This is a genomic window from Verrucosispora sp. WMMD1129 (genome assembly GCF_029581255.1).
Lineage (GTDB): Bacteria > Actinomycetota > Actinomycetes > Mycobacteriales > Micromonosporaceae > Micromonospora > Micromonospora sediminimaris.
The window spans coordinates 68,285-85,894 of record NZ_CP120741.1; the positions used below are offsets into that span (position 1 = coordinate 68,285).

A 17,610-nucleotide genomic window follows, 5' to 3' on the forward strand; every position below is an offset into this window, starting at 1 on the left:
GCCGCGCTCGGGCGAAGGGAGACGACCGTGACGAACCCGCAGCAGCAGGAACTCCGGCGCAACGCCCTCGGTGACACCAGCCAGGACAACAAGGGCCCCGACCCGGCCGGCCATCCCCGCAACCGCGGCTCCTCGCCGGGGGACACCGGCCGCCCGGTGCCGCACGGCCAGGTGTCACCGTACGGACCCAGCGGTCGACCGGTCGCCGAGGACGACACCGACCGTTAGGCCCTGCTGCCGGTTGACGGCCGCAGCCGGTTCCAGGTGGCTGCGGCCGTCAGCCCGAAGGTGAGGTGCGGGACGATGTCGGCGAGCCAGTCGACGCGCCGCCAGGTGCGCGGGTCGGTGACGCCGAGCAGCGTCAGCGACCCGTCCGACAGGGTCATCAGGCCCCCACCGAGCAGCGTGGCCGCGCGCAGCAACGGTTGCCGACGGCCCCGGGCCAGCAGCGCGAAGCCGACCGTCGCGGCCGCGCCGAGCCCGTAGCCCAGCAGGGCGCCGAGGCCGCTGCGCCGGTTGTCCGCCTGTTGCGGCGGCCCCAGGGACAGGTGGAAGGCGCCGGCCAGTTTCCCGGCGCTCTGCTCGGGCGTCTGGCTGGCCGGTCGGGCCCGGGCCGTCATGTCCAGGTAGGTGACGATGTTGAGCGCTGCGGTGCCGACGGCCCCGGCGATGAGGCCGTCGGTCAGGTCGGCGGTCCTCACTTCTTCGGATCCCCGGGCTCGCGGTTTCCCTTGGGCCCGTAGGCGCGTTCGCCCCGCACGACGCCGCGCCGGCCCCGATCCTCCCGCAGGATCCGGTTGGCCGCCTCGTCGGCCTTCTGGTCCGGTGTGCCCCGGCCGGAGCCGTCGATGGCGTTGCGCAGGCGGGCACGCTGCTTGTCGTATGCGTTGCTGCCGGGCCGAGGTCCTGGCATGGCTGTATCCCCCTGTTCGTCGCCGGTGGCGTACGCGGCCCGTCTACCCGCCTGGGCCGCCGCCAACCGTGCCGGCCGGTCACCGGGGGCCGCGTACCACCGCGACCGGACAGTGGCTGTGGTGCAGCATCGACTGGCTCACCGAACCCAGCAGCAACCCGGTCACCTCACCACGCCCCTGCCCCCCGACCACCAGCAGTTGCGCCTGGCGGGACGCGTCGGTGAGCACCCGGGCGGCCCGACCCCGCACCGACTCCCGGGTGATCGGCACCTCCGGGTACCGCTCGGTCAGCCCGGCGATGGACTCGGCCACCGCACGGTCCTCGTCGTCGCGCAACTCGGACTCGTCGTACACCAGCGGCTGCATGTCACCCGGGCCGGTGGACACCGGGTGCCGGTAGGCGTGCAGGGCGAGCACCGCGGCGCCGCGCAGGGCGGCCTCGTCGACGGCGAACTCCACGGCCCGGCGGGACGACTCGGAACCGTCCACCCCGACCACCACGGCACCGTCGGGGTGCTGCGCGCCGCGCGCCACCAGCACCGGACAATCGGCGTACGCGGCCAACTTCACCGCGACCGAGCCGAGCAGCAGCGCGGCGATACCGCCTGCACCGCGGTCACCGAGGACCATCATCGCCGCGCCGGGCGCCTCGGCGAGCAGCACGGCCGCAGCCTCACCGTCGATAATCTCGCCGGTGACCCGTAGTCCCGGCGCGGTCGCCTCGGCCTCTTCGACAGCGTCGGCGACCATCCGTTCCGCTCGCGCCCGCAGACCCCCGCCGGGGGCGCTCTCCGTGGCCGGCCGGACGGGGGAGTGCAGCGTCGGCCAGATGAAGGCGTGTACCACCCGCAGCGGGCGGTCGCGGCGGGCCGCCGTCGCGGCGGCAAGTCGTACCGCGGCGCGGGCGGGCTCGGAGCCGTCCACGCCGACCACCACCGCCGCGCCGCTGACCGAGCTCACCGTCGCCTCCCTGTGCTGGGCCCCGCCGTCGGGACCGGTTTGGGTAAGTATCGCCGCCCCCGGCGGCCAACGGGGCGATACCGGCGAGCGACGTGCTGTCGGTACGCTGGCGACTGGGGAAGGAGCGTCGTCGATGGTGGAGCCCGACCAGCCCAGTACCGCACGGATGATTGATTTCTGGCTCGGCGGGACGCACCACCATCCGGTGGACGTGGCCGCCGCCCGCGCCTTCGAGCAGGCGTACGGGCCGTGTGCTCCGGTCTTCCGGGCGCTGCGCGCCTTTCTCGGCCGTGCCGTACGGGCGATAGCGGCCACCGGTGTGGACGGATTCCTGGTGTTCGGCGCCGGGGTACCGACGATGGGCAACGTGCACGAGGTGGCACCTGACGCGACGGTTCTCTACACCGACGTGGACCCGGTGACCATCCGTCTCGGGCAGCGCATCCTGGCCGGCAGCGACCGGGCGGGTTACGGCTTCGGCGACGCCACCGACATCGGCACCGTCGACCCGGCGTTGCTGCACCGGTTCGTGCCGGGCTGGGGGCGTCGGCCGGTCGGGGTGGTCTTTCTCGGCCTGGCGGCGTTCCTCGACGACGACACTCTCGCCCGCACGCTGGACGAGCTGTACACCGCGGTGGCACCGGGCAGCCACCTGGCGATCGACTTCGACACCGAGGAACTCGCCGCGTATCCGCAGGCGCTGGCGATGATGGGGCCGGCGTTCCGAATGCGCCCGCCGGCCGCGTTCGGGCCGTTGCTCGGCCGGTGGCAGCCCACCCGGGACGGGATCGTGCCGGTGACCCGCTGGCGACCGGAGGGGCGACCGGCGGAGGTGCCGGACGCGTTTCACGGCGCGGTCGCTGTGCGGTCGGTCGGGTGACCATGGGCGAAACCACCTCCGTATGATGCTTGCCCCAGAGCAAGTATTTTTCGGAGGATGGTCATGGCGGATGCGCCCACGGGGATTTCCCGCGCCCTGCGCGAGGCCCCGCCCGACCGCGTGGTCGAGGCCGCCGACGTGGCCATCCGGTCGGCGCTCGGCGCGTCGGGCACCATCGTGTTCGTTGCCGACTACCGGATCAGCGGGCTGTGGCCGGTGCTCGACTCCCGCCAGCCCGCCGTGGCGGTCGCCGAGGTTCAGGGTACGGTGCAGCGCTGCTTCAGCAGCCAGCAGCCGGTCCGGGAGTCCGGTGAGGACGGGCGGTGCCGCATCTACGTTCCGCTGACGGTGTGGGGCGAGCGGCTGGGCGTGCTCATGGTCGAGTTGGCCGGGGAGCCGACGGAGTCGGTGGTGCGCGAGGCGGTCGACATCGCCGGGGACATGGCCATGGCGCTGCGTGCGGCCGACCGGGAGACCGACCGCTACCGGCGGGCTCGGCGGCGGGAGCGGCTGAGCATGGCCGCCGAGTTGCAGTGGGAACTGCTGCCGGGGCGCAGTGTCAGCCATGACTCGTTCCAACTGGCGGGCCAGCTGGAACCGGCGTACACGGTGGGTGGTGACCACTTCGACTGGTCGCTGGACGAGGGCCGGCTGACCGTCACCGTCCTCAACGGCGACGGTATCGGGCTGGCCGCCGCCCTGTTGACGGCGGTGACGGTCAATGCCATGCGGAACGCCCGCCGTTCCGGTGGCGGTCTGGTGGAACAGGCCGAGCTGGCCTCCGACACGGTCTACTACCAGCATCGGGGGCACCGGCACGTGGCGACGTTGCTGCTCGAACTGGACTGTGTCACCGGGCGGGTGCGGGCGGTGGACGCCGGCTCGCCACATCTGGTGCGGGTGCGCGGCGGCGCCGTCTCCCGGGTCGCTCTCGAGCAGCAGCTCCCGCTGGGGATGTTCGGTGAGACCCGTTACGACCTACAGGAGTTCGACCTCGACCCGGGGGACCGGTTGTTCATCGTCTCCGACGGGGTGTGGGCGGCCGATCCGAGCGGCCGGGAGACGTACGGCGAGCGGGCGATGGCCCGGGCGATGCGGGCCACGCGGTTGCAGCCGCCGACCGAGGCGGTTGGTACGGTGATGCGCGAGTTACAGACCTTCCACGCGGACACCGATCTGCGGGACGACGCGGTCGTCGTCTGCCTGGACTGGCGCGGCTCGGCCGGCCAGGAACAGGGTTGACCGACCCGTCCGGCGGTTCGGTGCAGGACCAGCGGGACAATCGCAGGGGACATCGCGTGGAGCGACCGGATCTCACCGCGGCGATCGACGCGGCCGCCGAGACGCTTGTGGGCGTGCTCGACTCGGCCGTCTCCCGGCACCGCCTCTCGGTGTCGCCGACCCAGCTGCGCGTGCTGTCCCTGCTGAGTATCCGCCCGGAGATCAACGTCAACGGGCTGGCCGCGCTGCTGGACGTGGTCCCCTCCTCGGCCAGTCGGCTCTGTGACCGGCTGGAGGCGATCGGGTTGGTGCGCCGAACGGCCGACCCGCGCGACCGTCGGGAGGTGCGCCTCGTCCCGACGGCGGCGGCCGAGGTGCTGTTGGCCGAGGTGCGATCACGCCGGCACGAGGCGGTGCGGGCCGTGCTCGAACGGATGCCGGCCCGAGGGCGGCAGGACCTGCTCGGGGCGCTGGTGGCGTTCGGGCAGGCGGCCTCGATGTCGTCGAGTGGCGCGAGCGCCACTGTCCCCAGCACGGGAATCCACCTCGACTAGTGTCCTAGGATGCCCTACACGCAGTGACACCCATCACAATGGCAGCAACCAGCCATCGGCACGGGCCCGCTGGGCAGCGAAACCACGGCAGCAGCCCGCTATAGTGGCAGCGCATTCGACCGGCCCGTGATCATCGACGATGGACGGCGGGTCAGGGGACGGATCCCGGCAGGGGATCACAGGGGGCGCCGGCAGCAGCCGGCTGGACACGCGTACGACGCCGAACGGCGGACCTGGTCCGCGGTGCCCGAGCGCGTCGCGGAGGAGGTTCGGTGTCGGGTCGGGCGGCTCGGGAGGAGCAACCGCAGGCCCGCGACGATGGCCGGGGACCGAACGACCGGGTGCTCACCTGGCCGAATCTGATCAGCTTCGTCCGCCTGCTGGGTGTTCCCCTCTTCCTCTTTCTGTTCCTGGTGGTGCGCGCCGACGCTGCCGCAATCGTGGTGTTGGCCGTCGGTGGCACCAGCGACTGGGTGGACGGCTGGATCGCCCGGCGGCTGGGGCAGGTCAGCCGGCTTGGCGAGTTGCTCGACCCGCTCGCCGACCGGCTCTACATCCTCGCCACCCTTGTCGCGTTCACCGCCCGCGAAGTGGTGCCGTGGCAGTTCACCGCCGCGCTGTTGGCGCGGGAGGTGCTGCTGCTGGGCTCGCTCGGGGTGCTGCGGCGGCACGGCTACGGGCCGCCGCCGGTGCATTACGTCGGTAAGACGGCTACCTTCCTGCTGCTGGCTGCCTTTCCGATCCTGCTGCTGGCCGCGGTGGTGCCGGCGGCCGCAGCGGTGGCCGGCACGATCGGCTGGGCGTTGGCGTGGTGGGGGCTGGTGCTCTACTGGGTCGCTGGCGCGCTGTACGTGATTCAGGCCCGGCAGTTGGTTCGTGCGGTACGCGGTCGGCAGGGAGCGGCGGCATGAGCGACGATCAGAGCCGGCGTGGGCCGAGGGCCTTCACCCCGGATTTCCTCACCGAGTTGTTCCGTAACCCGTTGGATCCGGGCTACGCCGACGCGGCGGCCCGGCGGGCGGAGACCGGCCGGCCAGCGCGGTCGGGCTGGTCGGTGGGGCCGGTCGGCCTGGTGGTGATCGTGCTGCTCGGCTTCCTGTTCGCGGTGGCCTACCGGCAGACCATGGCCGAGGAGCCGGGGCGTGCGCAGGCCCGGTCCGGCCTGGTGGCGCAGATCAAGCAGCGGCAGGGTGAGACCGACGCCTTGTCGACCCGGGCCGAGGAACTGCGCGAGGAGGTCAACCGGCAGCGGGAGGCCGCGTTGGGTGGTTCCCGCGCGGCCCGGTTGCGGGAGCTGGAGGCGAGTACCGGCCTGGGGCGGGTGCGCGGTGACGGTGTGGTGGTGGAGTTGGCGGACGCGCCAGGTGGCCAGGATGCGCTCGGCGGTGCCGATGCCGGTCCCGCGCAGGTGATTTATCTCGACCTGCAGAGCGTGGCGAACGATCTGTGGGGTGCCGGCGCCGAGGCGATCGCCATCAATGGGCAGCGGTTGACGTCGACGTCGACGATCCGTTCCGCGGGTCAGGCGATCCTGGTGGACTTCCGTCCGGTGACCGGGCCGTACGAGGTGAGCGCGATCGGGCCGGGTGGTATGCGGGAGCGGTACGAGGCCAGCGGTAGCGCGTTGACGATGCGCCAGGTGGCGAAGGTGACGGGTCTGTCGTTCGCGGTGCGCGACGCCGATGACCTCACGCTGCCGGCTGCTCCGGAGCCGCGGCTACGCTACGCGGAGCCCGCGGTGAGTCCGAGTGTGTCGTCGTCGGGCGGTGACGAGTCGTCCGGCTCGGGTACGTCCCCCAGTCCCTCCGGAGGTGGTCGATGATCGCGGTGCTGGCCCTGTTGGCCGGGGTGCTGCTCGGGCTGTGGCTTGATCCCACGGTGCCGGCGGCGTTGCAGCCGTACCTGCCGATCGCGGTGGTGGCCGCGTTGGACGCGGTGTTCGGTGGGGTGCGGGCGAAGCTGGACCGCATCTTCGACGACAAGCAGTTCGTGGTGTCGTTCATCTCGAACGTGCTGGTGGCTGCGTTGATCGTGTATCTGGGTGACCAGTTGGGGGTGGGCGGTCAGTTGTCCACCGGTGTGGTGGTCGTGTTGGGGGTTCGTATCTTCGGCAACGTGGCGGCGATCCGTCGGCACCTGTTCCGGGCGTAGGTTTGTGGCGTGAGTGACGAGCACACGCAGACGGGTACGGGGTGGCCGCAGCCGGCGGAGCCGACGCGGCCGGATGGCCCGGCGGGGGAGCCGGATCCGCGTCCGGAGGCGCCGGATCCGGACGAGTTGAGTCCGTTGTCGCCGCAGGAGCGCCCGTCGGGAGAGGACGAGGATCCGTCGCCGGACGAGACGGCGCCGGCGGAGGGGGTTGCCGCGGCGGGCCCGGCTGCGGTGGTGTCGCCGTGGCGACGGTTCAGCTCGGCGGCGGTGATGATCGTTGTGCTGCTGGGGCTGTTGGGGTTCACCCTGGCCGTGCAGTTGAAGATGACGTCGACGGATTCGTCGTTGGCGGCGGCGCGGCAGGAGGATCTGGTTCGGATCCTGTACGACCTGGAGGCGCGGGAGATCCGGTTGCGGCAGGACATCGCTGCGTTGGAGGAGAGTCAGCGGCAGTTGCGTTCGGGTGAGCAGGGGCGTCAGGCCGCGTTGGAGGAGGCGACCCGGCGGGCGGACGAGTTGGGCATCCTGGCGGGTACGTTGCCGGCGCGGGGCCCGGGTCTGACGGTGCGGTTCCAGGCGGGGGCGAAGCCGATCTCGGCGGTGCGGGTGCTGGATGCGGTGCAGGAGTTGCGGGGTGCCGGGGCGGAGGCGATGCAGATCTCCGGTGGTGACCAGGCGACGGTGCGGATCGTGGCGTCGACGTATTTCCTCAACGGGGAGAACGGGGCGTTGATCGTGGACGGGCGTCCGTTGACGGGGCCGTTCACCATCACGGTGCTGGGTGACCCGGCGACGATGCGTACGGCGCTCAACATTCCTGGTGGGGTGGTGGCGTCGGTGGCTGGCGACGGCGGTAACGTGATCGTTGAGGAGCGTGAGGTTGCCGAGGTGTCGGCGCTGCACGTGCCCCGCCCGCTGGAACATGCCCGTCCGGTCTCCTGAAGGTCGGCGGGCCGGCACCGGTTGGTCCGGTGTCGCGATGGATGAGGACGCTGCTGGTGATTCCTGAGGATCTGCGTTACACCGCCGAGCATGAGTGGGTGGCCGTCGCGGACGGTGGGGCCGTCCGGGTGGGCATCACTCATTTCGCGCAGGATGCGCTCGGCGACATCGTGTATGTGCAGTTGCCGGAGGCGGGTGCGACGGTGGCGGCCGGTGAGTCGCTGGGTGAGATCGAGTCGACCAAGAGCGTGTCGGAGTTGTACGCGCCGGTGGCCGGTACGGTGTCGGCGCGTAACGAGGCGTTGGTCGACACCCCCGAGGTGATCAACAGTGATCCGTACGGTGCGGGTTGGTTGGTGGAGATCACTGCGGCGGATGCGGCGGCGGTGGATGGTCTGTTGAGTGCGGCCGCGTATCGCGAGTTGACCGAGAGCTGAGCTTTTTGCTGTGCGGGCGGGGCGGTGTCTGCCGCGCGTCCGGTTGCCCTGTTTTTCGGCGCTGGCTAGGCTCGCCCAGTCGACCGAGAACCCATTAGTTGAGCGTCGCGGACAGCCTTTCGGGGCACGGAGAGCCAGCCGCCGGGTGGATGAGAGCCCGGCGGCCAGACCCGCCGTCACCCGACGCCGACCGAAACAGATTCCGTGAGGTGGTCCCCATGACTCGCCCAGGCGACGAGTTCCCCCCGCTCGACGTCACGTCGACGCTCAATCTCGGTTCGCTCGAGGAAGCGCTGGAGGGGCCGGACACCGATGTGGTGCCGAGCCGGATGTCCGGTTCGCTGCCGCCGGGGATGGCGCTGCTGGTGGTCCGGCGGGGGCCGAACGCGGGTGCCCGGTTCCTGTTGGATCACGATGTGACGACCAGTGGGCGGCATCCGGACAGTGACATTTTCCTCGACGATGTGACGGTGTCGCGTCGGCACGCGGAGTTCCACCGGGATGGTGGGACGTTCACGGTGCGGGACGTGGGCAGTTTGAACGGCACGTACGTGAACCGGGAGCGGGTCGAGGCGGCGACCTTGAGCAACGGTGACGAGGTGCAGATCGGCAAGTTCCGGGTGGTGTTCATCGCCGGTCCGCGCCCGGAGGGTGAGGCCGGCCGGGGGTGAACGAGCCTGCGGCCTCCAGGCCGTCCGGGGTGGGTGGCGCCCCGCCGTTGATGAGTATCGGCGAGGTGCTGGCCCAGTTGCGGGCGGATTTTCCGGACGTGACGATTTCGAAGTTGCGGTTTCTTGAGGCTGAGGGCCTGGTGGAGCCGCAGCGTACGGCGGCGGGTTACCGGAAGTACGGCTGGGACGATGTGGCGCGGCTGCGGTTCGTGCTGACGGCGCAGCGGGATCAGTATCTGCCGTTGCGGGTGATCCGTGAGCAGTTGGCGCGGTGGGACGCCGATGGTGAGGTGCCGGAGGGGTCGCGTCCGGCGTTGGTTGCTGTGGGCCCTGATGGTGAGGTGCCGGGTCGTGGTGCGGCGGCGTCGGTCGAGTCGGCGCAGGTCCGGTTGGATCGTGCCGAGTTGGTGGCGCGTAGTGGGCTGGACGAGTCGACGTTGGGTGAGTTGGAGCGGCTCGGGTTGGTGGTGTCGGATCCGCCGGGGTGGTATGACGGCGACGCGTTGATCATTGCGCGGGCGGTGGCGGGTCTTGCTGCGTACGGGTTCCAGCCGCGGCATCTGCGGGGTTATCGGACGGCGGCGGATCGCGAGGTCGGTTTGTTCGCGCAGTTGGTGGCGCCGTTGGTGCGGCAGAGTGATCCGGCGGCGCGGGCGCGGGCGGCGGAGACGGCGCGGGAGTTGGTGGCGTTGTCTCAGCAGTTGCATGCGGCGTTGGTGCGGGTGGGGTTGCGTTCGACGTTGGGTCGGTGAGGTGCGTGTGCGTACTGATCGGCTGGTTGGTGAGTGGCGTAGGCTTGCGGGGGTAACCCCTCTTCTGGCGCGGGCGTGGGTGCGTGTAGCGCATGAGACGGCCGTGTCGCGGTCCGTGTACCGTGCAGAGAAGGGCGCGGTGCGGCGTAGGTGACAACGACACGGAGGCGGCGGTGCGCGAGCTGAGCGTGGTCGGGGTTCGGGTGGAGTTACCCAGTAACCAGCCGATCGTCCTGCTCAGGGAGGTCGAGGGGGACCGCTATCTGCCGATCTGGATCGGCGCGGTCGAGGCGACGGCGATCGCTTATGAGCAGCAGGGTGTCAAGCCGGCGCGTCCGCTGACCCATGATCTTCTGCGGGATGTGTTGGCGGCGTTGAAGGCGCCGTTGCGGGCGGTGGAGATCACCGAGCTGAAGGAGAACGTGTTCTTCGCTGATCTGTTGATCGGTGATGGGGTGCGGGTTTCGGCTCGGCCGAGTGATTCGATCGCTCTGGCGTTGCGGGTGGGTGCGCCGATTCGTTGTGCGGAGCAGGTCCTCACTGAGGCGGGGATCGTGATTCCCGACGAGCAGGAGGACGAGGTGGAGAAGTTCCGGGAGTTCCTGGAGCAGGTTCGCCCGGAGGATTTCGCCGGCTGAGTGTTCGGCCCTGCCGATGTCGGTGGGAAGGCCGTGTGGGCGATGACTGTCGGTGATGGTGATGGTCATCGCTGTCGATGCGCGGCGTGTCGCGACGGTTTCTCCGTGGTAACTCCTGATGGTCGCTATAGGGTTGCCGTGTCGAGGGGTGCGCGTCCCGGAAGCGGCGTGGCACCGCACTGACGGGGAGGTTGTCGGGATGTACGAGCCGCGGGATTCCGATCAGGGTGCGGTGTCGGGTGAGCCGGGTGGGATGCCCGGGTCGGCAACTGACGGTGACGGTGCGGTGGGGTACCGGGGTGTAACGGCCTGCCACGCGGTGGGGATCAGCTACCGCCAGTTGGATTACTGGGCGCGTACGGCTCTGGTGGTGCCGAGTGTGCGGGACGCGTCGGGTTCCGGTACGCAGCGGTTGTACTCGTTTCGCGACCTGGTGGTGTTGAAGGTGGTGAAGCGGCTGCTGGACGCCGGGGTGTCGTTGCAGAACATCCGCAAGGCGATCGAGGCGTTGCGGTCGCGTGGGGTGGCGGACCTGGCCGGCATCACGTTGATCTCCGATGGGACGACGGTGTACGAGTGTCGTTCGCCGGAGGAGGTGGTCGACCTGTTGCAGGGCGGCCAGGGGGTGTTCGGCATCGCTATCGGTGGCGCGTTCAAGGAGATCCAGGGTTCGCTGTCGCATCTGCCGGCGGAGCCGGCGGCGGTGTCGGTGGAGCAGGGGGCGCCGGAGGTTGCCGAGGGTGGTGCGGTGGGCGACGAGTTGGCCGCACGGCGGGCCCGGCGGCGGGCGGGTTAGTCGTTCCACTGTGTCGTCGTGCGCTCGGGCGCGCCGCTGGTGACGTTCGGCCGCTGGCAGGCCACCGGGCCTGGTTGATCACGTTGGGTGTGGGTCCGGTTGTCCCGGGGTGACGGTCCGGGGTGAGATTTGTGACTCTTCGTGTCTGGTTGTGGTCGGGATTCCGATGGGCCGGCGGTGACGGGGCGGACGCGGCACGCTATCGTCCGACACGGTCTGCTGGCTGCCGCTGCCGTGGGGTGGTTCCGGTGTCGGCGGGTCGTCGTTGCGCGCGTTGACACCGCGCGTCCCCTCACGACGGAAGGAAACAACCGTGACGGTTACCGAGGAGACCGCTCCGGTCTCGCACTACGAGCGCATCGGCGGTGCGGCTTCGGTGAAGGCCGCTGTCGAGCTGTTCTACGACCGGGTGCTCGCCGATCCGGAGCTTGCCGGTTACTTCGCCGAGGTGGACATGGCGGGTCAGCGCCGGCACCTGGCGTTGATGCTGACGGTGGTGCTCGGTGGTCCGAACGAGTACACCGGCCGGGATCTGGCGTCGGCGCATCAGCCGTTGAACATTCCGGTGGCGCACTACGTCATGGTTGGTGAGCATCTGACGGCGACGTTGACGCAGCTGGGTGTGCCGGGTGACATCATCGCCGACGTGCAGGCGGTGCTGGCGCAGGTGCAGGACCAGGTGGTGGCCGGCGGGGACCAGGCGGGCGCCTGAGCGTGGACGTGCCCCGGCTCAAGCAGAGCTGGTCGCTGGTGGCCGCGCACGGCGACCAGGTGCCGCTCTACTTCTATTCGACGCTGTTCCTGGCGTATCCGGAGACCCGGCAGATGTTCCCGACGAACATGGCGGGTCAGCGGGATCGGCTGGTGAACGCGCTCGGTCACATCGTGTCCCAGGTGGACCAGGTGGACCGGCTGGTGGGTTTCCTGCAGGATCTCGGCGTCGACCACCGCAAGTTCGCGGTGCGGGCGGAGCATTACCCGGCGGTGGGGGAGGCGTTGCTGGCGACGTTGCGGCATTTTCTCGCCGACCAGTGGACCGACGAGTTGGCGCAGGACTGGGCGGCGGCGTACGGGCTGGTGGCGCAGGTGATGTCCGAGGCGGCGCAGGCCGCTGAGGCGGTGAGTCCACCGTGGTGGGTGGCGGAGGTGGTGGGGCACGAGCGGCGGGCGTTCGACGTGGCGGTGCTGACGTTGCGTCCGCAGTATCTGTTGCCGTTCACCGCGGGTCAGTCGATCGGGGTGTCGCATCCGGCGGTGCGGTCGTGGCGGTACTACTCGCCGGCTAACGCGCCGCGCGCGGACGGCACTGTCGAGTTGCATGTCCGGGCGGCGCCGGGCGGGGCGGTGTCGTCGCGGCTGGTGTACGGGTGTGCGGTGGGTGACCAGTTGCATCTGGCCGCTCCGGTGGGTGACGGGTTGACGTTGCGTCCGGCGGGTTCGGCGGATCTGCTGCTGCTGGCCGGTGGTACCGGTTGGGCTCCGCTGAAGGCGTTGGTGGAGCAGGTGGCGGCGGAGGGTTCCCGGCGTCGGGTCGACGTGTACGTGGGGGCGCGTTCGCGCAGCGAGTTCTACGACGGTGACACGTTGGAGAAGTTGGCCGCCTCGTACGCCTGGTTGTCGGTGACGCAGGTGGTGGGGTTGGACCTGAACCGGCCGGGGGAGTTCGTGTATCCGGTGGATCGGGCGCTGGCCGACGGTGACTGGCGGTCCCGGCATGTGTACGTGTGTGGTTCCGACGACATGGTGTCGCACACGGTGGCGACCCTGACCCGGTCCGGTTTTCATGCCGGGCAGGTGCATCACGAGGGTCTGGGTAGGCACTGGTACGGCCCCTCGTGGCGGACGGCGGTGGGAGGCCCCGCTGTCTCTGACGATTCCGGAGGTGCCCGGTGAGTGAGCCTCGTGGCCGGGAGTGGCAGGCCGGTGCGGTGAGTGGAACCCCGGTCGGCAGGTACGACGGTGCGCAGGTCGCCGGTGGTGTGCAGGTGCGGATGACCGCCGACCGGGTGCGCCGGTGGGAGTTCGGGTCGTCGTCGTTCGGGCGTCGCGGCTACGACCAGAACGACGTGGACCGGTTCCGGGTGCAGGTGGCCGATGAGTTGGATCTGCTGTCGACGCAGGTGGCGAATCTGCGGGCGGAGAACGAGCGGCTCAACGACCATGTGGAGTTGCACCGGCACGGGGTGATTCCGAGTTCGGAGCCGACGGCGAAGGTGCCGGCGGCCAAGGAGGTGAATCTGCTTTCGGCGGCGCAGCGGGAGGCCGAGCAGATCATCGCCCAGGCGCACGACTATGCGCGGCGGGTCGCCGAGTACGCCCGTACCCAGTACGAGAGCTATGTGCGGGCGGCGGTGGAGGAGGCCCGTCAGGAGGCGGAGCGGGCGGTGCAGGACTACCACGTGGCGGCGGGTCCGACGTTCGACGACGGGGTGGCGGCGCGGGAGGCCCTGCGGATCTACGGCGAGATGATGATCTCGCACATGCAGGCGGCGGCGCGGCATCTGGACGACGGCAGTGAGCAGTTGTCGCGGACCATGGAGCGGATCGGGGCGCAGCCGGCGGCGGCCGGTGCGGCGGCGGCCCGGTCGTTGCCTCGGCATCAGCAGCGCTGACGCGAGCCCGTCTGGCGGTGCCCCGCTCACCGTGGGCGCCACCGGCGGCGGTGAACCGCCGCCGCCGGTGGCGTTCGTCGGCGGCGGTGGTGCTGGGGCACGATGGGTGGGTGCAGCAGCTGATCGAGCCGTTGGCGGGGCTGGTGGCCGCCGGTGGGGTGGTGGTGCTCAGCGGTGCCGGGTTGTCCACCGAGTCGGGCATTCCCGACTATCGGGGGCCCAGTGGTGTCGCGCGCCGGCACACTCCGATGACGTATCAGACGTTTCTGGCCGACGCGGTGGCGCGGCGGCGGTACTGGGCGCGCAGTCACCTGGGGTGGCGGTTGATCGCCGGGGCGGCACCCAACGACGGGCACCGGGCGGTGGCCCGCCTGCAGCAGAGCGGGCTGGTGACGGGGATCATCACGCAGAACGTCGACGGGTTGCACTCGGCGGCCGGTAGCCGGGACGTGACGGAGTTGCACGGTCGGCTCGACGAGGTGGTCTGTCTGGGGTGTCGACGCCGTACGTCGCGGGCGGAGTTGGACGGGCGGCTGCGGGCGGCCAATCCCGGGTTCATCGGGCAGGCCGCCGCGGTCAACCCGGACGGTGATGTGGATCTCGCTGACGCGCAGGTGGCGGCGTTCCGGACGGTTGACTGCCTGGCCTGCGGCGGGCTGCTCAAGCCGGATGTGGTCTTCTTCGGCGAGACGGTGCCGGCGGCGCGGGTGCAGTCGTGTTTCGCGATGGTGGAGCAGGCCCGGCTGCTGCTGGTGCTGGGGTCGTCGTTGACGGTGATGTCGGGTCGCCGGTTCGTGTTGCGGGCGGCGAAGCGGGACGTGCCGGTGGTGATCGTCAACCAGGGGCCGACCCGCGGTGACGAGTACGCGTGCCTGCGGGTGGAGGCGCCGTTGGGGCGGCTGTTGCCGGCGTTGGCGGACCGGCTGCTCGGTGCCGGGCCGCCGGTGGTGTCGGCGATGTTGCCGGGGGCGCCGAGTCCGGTCGGCGGGTGAGCGGCGGGCAGGTCAGGGGCTTCGGTGCGGGCCGTCGGGCCCGCTGGTAGCGTTGATCGCGCCGGTAGCACCGACGTGGGAGAGACCGCCTGGCGACAGCCGGGGCGGCGCCGAAGGGGCAAATCCTCCCCGGAACCTCTCAGGCAGAAGGACCACGTCGGGTCAGGCACTGTGGAGCGCCCGCGGGGTGTGACAGAGGGGGAGGGCCGACCTGTCGACCCCGCCCCTCGCAGGAGCGCCCATGACCACCGAGCAGTTCGCCGACCGTCACATCGGTCCCGGCCCTGACGACGAACGCCGCATGTTGGACGCCGTCGGGTACGCCTCGATCGACGAGTTGATGGACGCGGCGATTCCCGAGGTGATTCGCTGGCACGGCCGGCTGGACCTGCCGCCGCCGGCCAGCGAGCACGAGGCGCTGGCGGAGTTGCGGGCCTTGGCGGCCCGGAACACGGTCGCCGTCTCCATGATCGGGTTGGGGTATCACGGCACCCACACCCCGGCGGTGATCCGCCGCAACGTGTTGGAGAATCCGGCCTGGTACACGGCGTACACGCCGTATCAGCCGGAGATCAGCCAGGGTCGGCTGGAGGCGCTGCTGAACTTTCAGACCATGGTGTCGGATCTGACCGGTCTGGCGACGGCGAACGCGTCGATGCTCGACGAGGGCACCGCGGCGGCGGAGGCGATGACCCTGGCGCGGCGGGCGTCGAAGAGCGGCAGCCGGGTGTACGTGGTCGACGCCGACGCCCTGCCGCAGACCATCGCGGTGATCGCCGGGCGGGCCGAGCCGCTCGGTATCGAGGTGCGGGTGCTGGACCTGGACGTCGAGCCGTTGCCGGCGGAGTTCTTCGGGGTGCACCTGCAGTATCCGGGGGCGTCGGGGGCGGTGCGGGACCACGCCCCACTGGTCGAGGCCGCGCACGCGGTCGGGGCGTTGGTGACGGTGGCGGCGGACCTGTTGGCGTTGACGGTGCTGCGGCCGCCGGGGGAGATCGGCGCGGACATCGCCGCCGGCACCACCCAGCGGTTCGGGGTGCCGATGGGTTTCGGTGGGCCGCACGCCGGCTACCTGGCGGTGCGGGCGGGTCTGGAACGGATGCTGCCGGGTCGGCTGGTCGGGGTGTCCCGGGACGCGGCCGGCGCGGCGGCGTACCGGTTGGCGTTGCAGACCCGTGAGCAGCACATCCGCCGGGAGAAGGCGACGAGCAACATCTGCACCGCGCAGGTGCTGCTGGCCGTGATGGCCGGCATGTACGCCGTGTACCACGGCCCGGACGGGCTGCGGGAGATCGCGGCCCGTACCCATCGGATGGCAGCCCGGTTGGCGGCCGGGTTGCGGGCCGGTGGGGTCGAGGTGGCCGACGTCGCGTTCTTCGACACGGTGACGGCGCGGGTGCCGGGTCGGGCCGGGCAGGTGGTCGCCGAGGCGCAGCGGCGTGGGGTGAATCTGCGGCTGGTCGACGCCGACCGGGTCGGTGTGTCCTGCGACGAGACCACCACGGCCGAGCAGGTGGCATTGGTGTGGGCGGCGTTCGGTGTCGACGGCGTGGCCGGTGAGGTGCCCGAGATGTTGCCGGCCGCTTTGGCCCGCACCACCGATTTCCTCACCCATCCGGTGTTCCGTACCCACCGGTCGGAGACGGCGATGCTGCGGTACCTGCGTCGGCTGGCGGATTTCGACTACGCCCTGGACCGGGGCATGATCCCGTTGGGGTCGTGCACGATGAAGCTGAACGCCACCGCCGAGATGGAGCCGGTGAGCTGGGCCGAGTTCGCGAACATCCACCCGTTGGCTCCGGTGGAGCAGACCGCCGGCTACCGGGAGCTGATCGGCCAGTTGGAGGGGTGGCTGGCCGAGGTCACCGGCTACGACGCGGTGAGTGTGCAGCCCAACGCCGGTTCGCAGGGCGAACTGGCGGGGCTGTTGGCGATCCGCGCGTGGCATCGCAGCCGGGGTGAGCAGCACCGCGACGTGTGCCTGATTCCGTCGTCGGCGCACGGCACCAACGCGGCCAGCGCCGTGATGGCGGGGATGCGGGTGGTCGTGGTCGGCTGCGACGCCGACGGCAACGTCGACCTGGTCGACCTGGACACCAAGATCGACGCGCATCGGGACACCCTCGCGGCGATCATGGTGACGTATCCGTCGACGCACGGCGTGTACGAAACGGGTATCGCGTCGCTGTGCGCGAAGGTGCACGACGCCGGTGGGCAGGTGTACGTCGACGGTGCGAACCTCAACGCGCTCGTCGGGTTCGCCCGGCCGGGCCGGTTCGGTGCGGACGTGTCGCACCTGAACCTGCACAAGACGTTCTGCATTCCGCACGGCGGTGGTGGGCCGGGGGTGGGTCCGGTGGCGGTGCGGGCGCACCTGGCGCCGTTCCTGCCGGCTGATCCGGCCGGTGCGCCGGTGCCGGGGCGGCCGGCGATCGCGGCGGCCCGGTACGGGTCGGCGGGGATCCTGCCGATCCCGTGGGCGTACCTGCGGATGATGGGCGCCGACGGCCTGGTGCGGGCGACGGGGGTGGCGGTGCTGGCGGCCAACTACGTGGCGGCGCGGCTGCGGGAGCACTTCCCGGTGCTGTACGCGGGCAACAAGGGCCTGGTCGCGCACGAGTGCATCCTGGATCTGCGGCCGGTGACGAAGGCGACCGGGGTGAGTGTCGACGATGTGGCCAAGCGGCTCATCGACTACGGCTTCCACGCGCCGACGATGTCGTTCCCGGTGGCGGGGACGTTGATGGTGGAGCCGACCGAGAGTGAGGACCTGGCCGAGCTGGACCGGTTCTGCGACGCGATGATCGCCATCCGGGCGGAGATCGACAAGGTGGGTTCGGGTGCCTGGCCGACGGGGGACAACCCGCTCGCCAACGCGCCGCACACGGCGGAGATGGTCGGCGGTGACGACTGGCCGCACCCGTACCCGAGGTCGGTGGGCGCCTGGCCGGCGGGGGTGCAGCGGGCGGGGAAGTACTGGCCGCCGGTGCGTCGGGTCGACGGCGGGTACGGCGACCGGAACCTGGTCTGCTCGTGCCCGTCACCGCAGGCGTACGAGAGCTGACCGGGTCCGGTACCGCGCCGACCTGG

Annotated in this window: 21 protein-coding genes and 1 riboswitch; of the genes, 18 read left to right on the top strand and 3 right to left on the bottom strand. The window is 70.9% G+C overall.

What is annotated here, in order from left to right; genetic code table 11:
- Positions 1-27 precede the first annotated feature (27 nt).
- Positions 28-228 (top strand): hypothetical protein, encoded by a 201-nt coding sequence (locus O7624_RS00325; protein ID WP_282238423.1) that lies wholly within the window; start codon positions 28-30, stop codon positions 226-228.
- Here O7624_RS00325 and O7624_RS00330 read toward each other — a convergent pair.
- From O7624_RS00330 to O7624_RS00340, 3 genes are all read right to left on the bottom strand, one after another.
- Positions 225-701, bottom strand: a complete 477-nt coding sequence (locus O7624_RS00330; RefSeq protein WP_093402426.1) for a hypothetical protein — start codon at positions 699-701, stop codon at positions 225-227. The genes O7624_RS00325 and O7624_RS00330 overlap by 4 nt on opposite strands.
- Positions 698-913 carry a phosphatidylethanolamine-binding protein gene (locus O7624_RS00335; RefSeq protein WP_282238424.1) on the bottom strand — a complete coding sequence of 72 codons (216 nt, stop codon included), beginning with the start codon at positions 911-913 and terminating at the stop codon, positions 698-700. The genes O7624_RS00330 and O7624_RS00335 overlap by 4 nt, the downstream gene beginning before the upstream one ends.
- A 79-nt stretch (positions 914-992) precedes the next feature.
- Complete coding sequence (locus O7624_RS00340) at positions 993-1,874, bottom strand: universal stress protein (protein ID WP_282238425.1); 882 nt, start codon at positions 1,872-1,874, stop codon at positions 993-995.
- Positions 1,875-2,007: 133 nt separating this feature from the next.
- On the opposite strand from O7624_RS00340, the gene O7624_RS00345 reads away from it, so the two are divergent.
- From O7624_RS00345 to gcvP, 17 genes are all read left to right on the top strand, one after another.
- Positions 2,008-2,754 carry an SAM-dependent methyltransferase gene (locus O7624_RS00345; protein ID WP_282238426.1) on the top strand — a complete coding sequence of 249 codons (747 nt, stop codon included), beginning with the start codon at positions 2,008-2,010 and terminating at the stop codon, positions 2,752-2,754.
- A 63-nt stretch (positions 2,755-2,817) separates the two neighbouring features.
- Complete coding sequence (locus O7624_RS00350) at positions 2,818-3,996, top strand: PP2C family protein-serine/threonine phosphatase (RefSeq protein WP_282238427.1); 1,179 nt, start codon at positions 2,818-2,820, stop codon at positions 3,994-3,996.
- Between the two features lie 56 nt (positions 3,997-4,052).
- Positions 4,053-4,529 carry a MarR family transcriptional regulator gene (locus O7624_RS00355; protein WP_282238428.1) on the top strand — a complete coding sequence of 159 codons (477 nt, stop codon included), beginning with the start codon at positions 4,053-4,055 and terminating at the stop codon, positions 4,527-4,529.
- Between the two features lie 341 nt (positions 4,530-4,870).
- On the top strand, positions 4,871-5,440 hold the full coding sequence (locus tag O7624_RS00360) for a CDP-alcohol phosphatidyltransferase family protein (protein WP_232511113.1): 570 nt from the start codon (positions 4,871-4,873) through the stop codon (positions 5,438-5,440).
- A complete protein-coding gene (locus O7624_RS00365) occupies positions 5,437-6,351 on the top strand; it encodes a DUF881 domain-containing protein (RefSeq protein WP_282238429.1) in 915 nt (304 codons plus the stop codon). The genes O7624_RS00360 and O7624_RS00365 overlap by 4 nt, the downstream gene beginning before the upstream one ends.
- Positions 6,348-6,680, top strand: coding sequence for a small basic family protein (locus O7624_RS00370; RefSeq protein WP_093402419.1), 333 nt, complete (start codon positions 6,348-6,350; stop codon positions 6,678-6,680). The genes O7624_RS00365 and O7624_RS00370 overlap by 4 nt, the downstream gene beginning before the upstream one ends.
- Positions 6,681-6,689: 9 nt before the next feature.
- Positions 6,690-7,622 carry a DUF881 domain-containing protein gene (locus O7624_RS00375; RefSeq protein WP_282238430.1) on the top strand — a complete coding sequence of 311 codons (933 nt, stop codon included), beginning with the start codon at positions 6,690-6,692 and terminating at the stop codon, positions 7,620-7,622.
- Positions 7,623-7,678: 56 nt separating this feature from the next.
- Positions 7,679-8,059, top strand: a complete 381-nt coding sequence (gcvH, locus tag O7624_RS00380; RefSeq protein ID WP_093402500.1) for a glycine cleavage system protein GcvH — start codon at positions 7,679-7,681, stop codon at positions 8,057-8,059.
- A gap of 218 nt (positions 8,060-8,277) precedes the next feature.
- Entirely contained in the window at positions 8,278-8,730 is a 453-nt protein-coding gene (locus tag O7624_RS00385; protein ID WP_093402417.1) for an FHA domain-containing protein, read from the top strand.
- A gap of 50 nt (positions 8,731-8,780) precedes the next feature.
- Positions 8,781-9,482 (top strand): MerR family transcriptional regulator, encoded by a 702-nt coding sequence (locus O7624_RS00390; RefSeq protein WP_281562901.1) that lies wholly within the window; start codon positions 8,781-8,783, stop codon positions 9,480-9,482.
- A 173-nt stretch (positions 9,483-9,655) separates the two neighbouring features.
- Positions 9,656-10,120, top strand: a complete 465-nt coding sequence (locus O7624_RS00395) for a bifunctional nuclease family protein (protein WP_204037358.1) — start codon at positions 9,656-9,658, stop codon at positions 10,118-10,120.
- A 199-nt stretch (positions 10,121-10,319) separates the two neighbouring features.
- Positions 10,320-10,916 (top strand): MerR family transcriptional regulator, encoded by a 597-nt coding sequence (locus O7624_RS00400; RefSeq protein ID WP_282238431.1) that lies wholly within the window; start codon positions 10,320-10,322, stop codon positions 10,914-10,916.
- Between the two features lie 313 nt (positions 10,917-11,229).
- Positions 11,230-11,628, top strand: a complete 399-nt coding sequence (locus O7624_RS00405; protein ID WP_093402414.1) for a group 1 truncated hemoglobin — start codon at positions 11,230-11,232, stop codon at positions 11,626-11,628.
- Positions 11,629-11,630: 2 nt separating this feature from the next.
- The gene (locus tag O7624_RS00410; protein WP_282238432.1) at positions 11,631-12,809 is read left to right on the top strand and encodes a globin domain-containing protein; all 1,179 of its coding nucleotides are present in this window, start codon (positions 11,631-11,633) and stop codon (positions 12,807-12,809) included.
- On the top strand, positions 12,806-13,528 hold the full coding sequence (locus tag O7624_RS00415; protein ID WP_275415471.1) for a DivIVA domain-containing protein: 723 nt from the start codon (positions 12,806-12,808) through the stop codon (positions 13,526-13,528). Before O7624_RS00410 ends, O7624_RS00415 begins: the two co-directional genes overlap by 4 nt.
- Before the next feature lie 110 nt (positions 13,529-13,638).
- Positions 13,639-14,520 (top strand): NAD-dependent protein deacetylase, encoded by an 882-nt coding sequence (locus O7624_RS00420; RefSeq protein WP_282238433.1) that lies wholly within the window; start codon positions 13,639-13,641, stop codon positions 14,518-14,520.
- A 66-nt stretch (positions 14,521-14,586) separates the two neighbouring features.
- A riboswitch (glycine riboswitch) is annotated at positions 14,587-14,685 on the top strand.
- A gap of 76 nt (positions 14,686-14,761) precedes the next feature.
- Entirely contained in the window at positions 14,762-17,584 is a 2,823-nt protein-coding gene (gene gcvP, locus O7624_RS00425; protein ID WP_282238434.1) for an aminomethyl-transferring glycine dehydrogenase, read from the top strand.
- Positions 17,585-17,610 lie beyond the last annotated feature (26 nt).

Bases quoted from the DNA above. Each gene is read 5' to 3' on its own strand.
- O7624_RS00385 (WP_093402417.1), top strand. From the start codon at position 8,278: ATGACTCGCCCAGGCGACGAGTTCCCCCCGCTCGACGTCACGTCGACG.
- O7624_RS00335 (WP_282238424.1), bottom strand. From the start codon at position 913: ATGCCAGGACCTCGGCCCGGCAGCAACGCATACGACAAGCAGCGTGCC.
- O7624_RS00400 (WP_282238431.1), top strand. From the start codon at position 10,320: ATGTACGAGCCGCGGGATTCCGATCAGGGTGCGGTGTCGGGTGAGCCG.
- O7624_RS00370 (WP_093402419.1), top strand. From the start codon at position 6,348: ATGATCGCGGTGCTGGCCCTGTTGGCCGGGGTGCTGCTCGGGCTGTGG.
- O7624_RS00350 (WP_282238427.1), top strand. From the start codon at position 2,818: ATGGCGGATGCGCCCACGGGGATTTCCCGCGCCCTGCGCGAGGCCCCG.
- O7624_RS00390 (WP_281562901.1), top strand. From the start codon at position 8,781: ATGAGTATCGGCGAGGTGCTGGCCCAGTTGCGGGCGGATTTTCCGGAC.
- O7624_RS00345 (WP_282238426.1), top strand. From the start codon at position 2,008: ATGGTGGAGCCCGACCAGCCCAGTACCGCACGGATGATTGATTTCTGG.
- O7624_RS00365 (WP_282238429.1), top strand. From the start codon at position 5,437: ATGAGCGACGATCAGAGCCGGCGTGGGCCGAGGGCCTTCACCCCGGAT.
- gcvP (WP_282238434.1), top strand. From the start codon at position 14,762: ATGACCACCGAGCAGTTCGCCGACCGTCACATCGGTCCCGGCCCTGAC.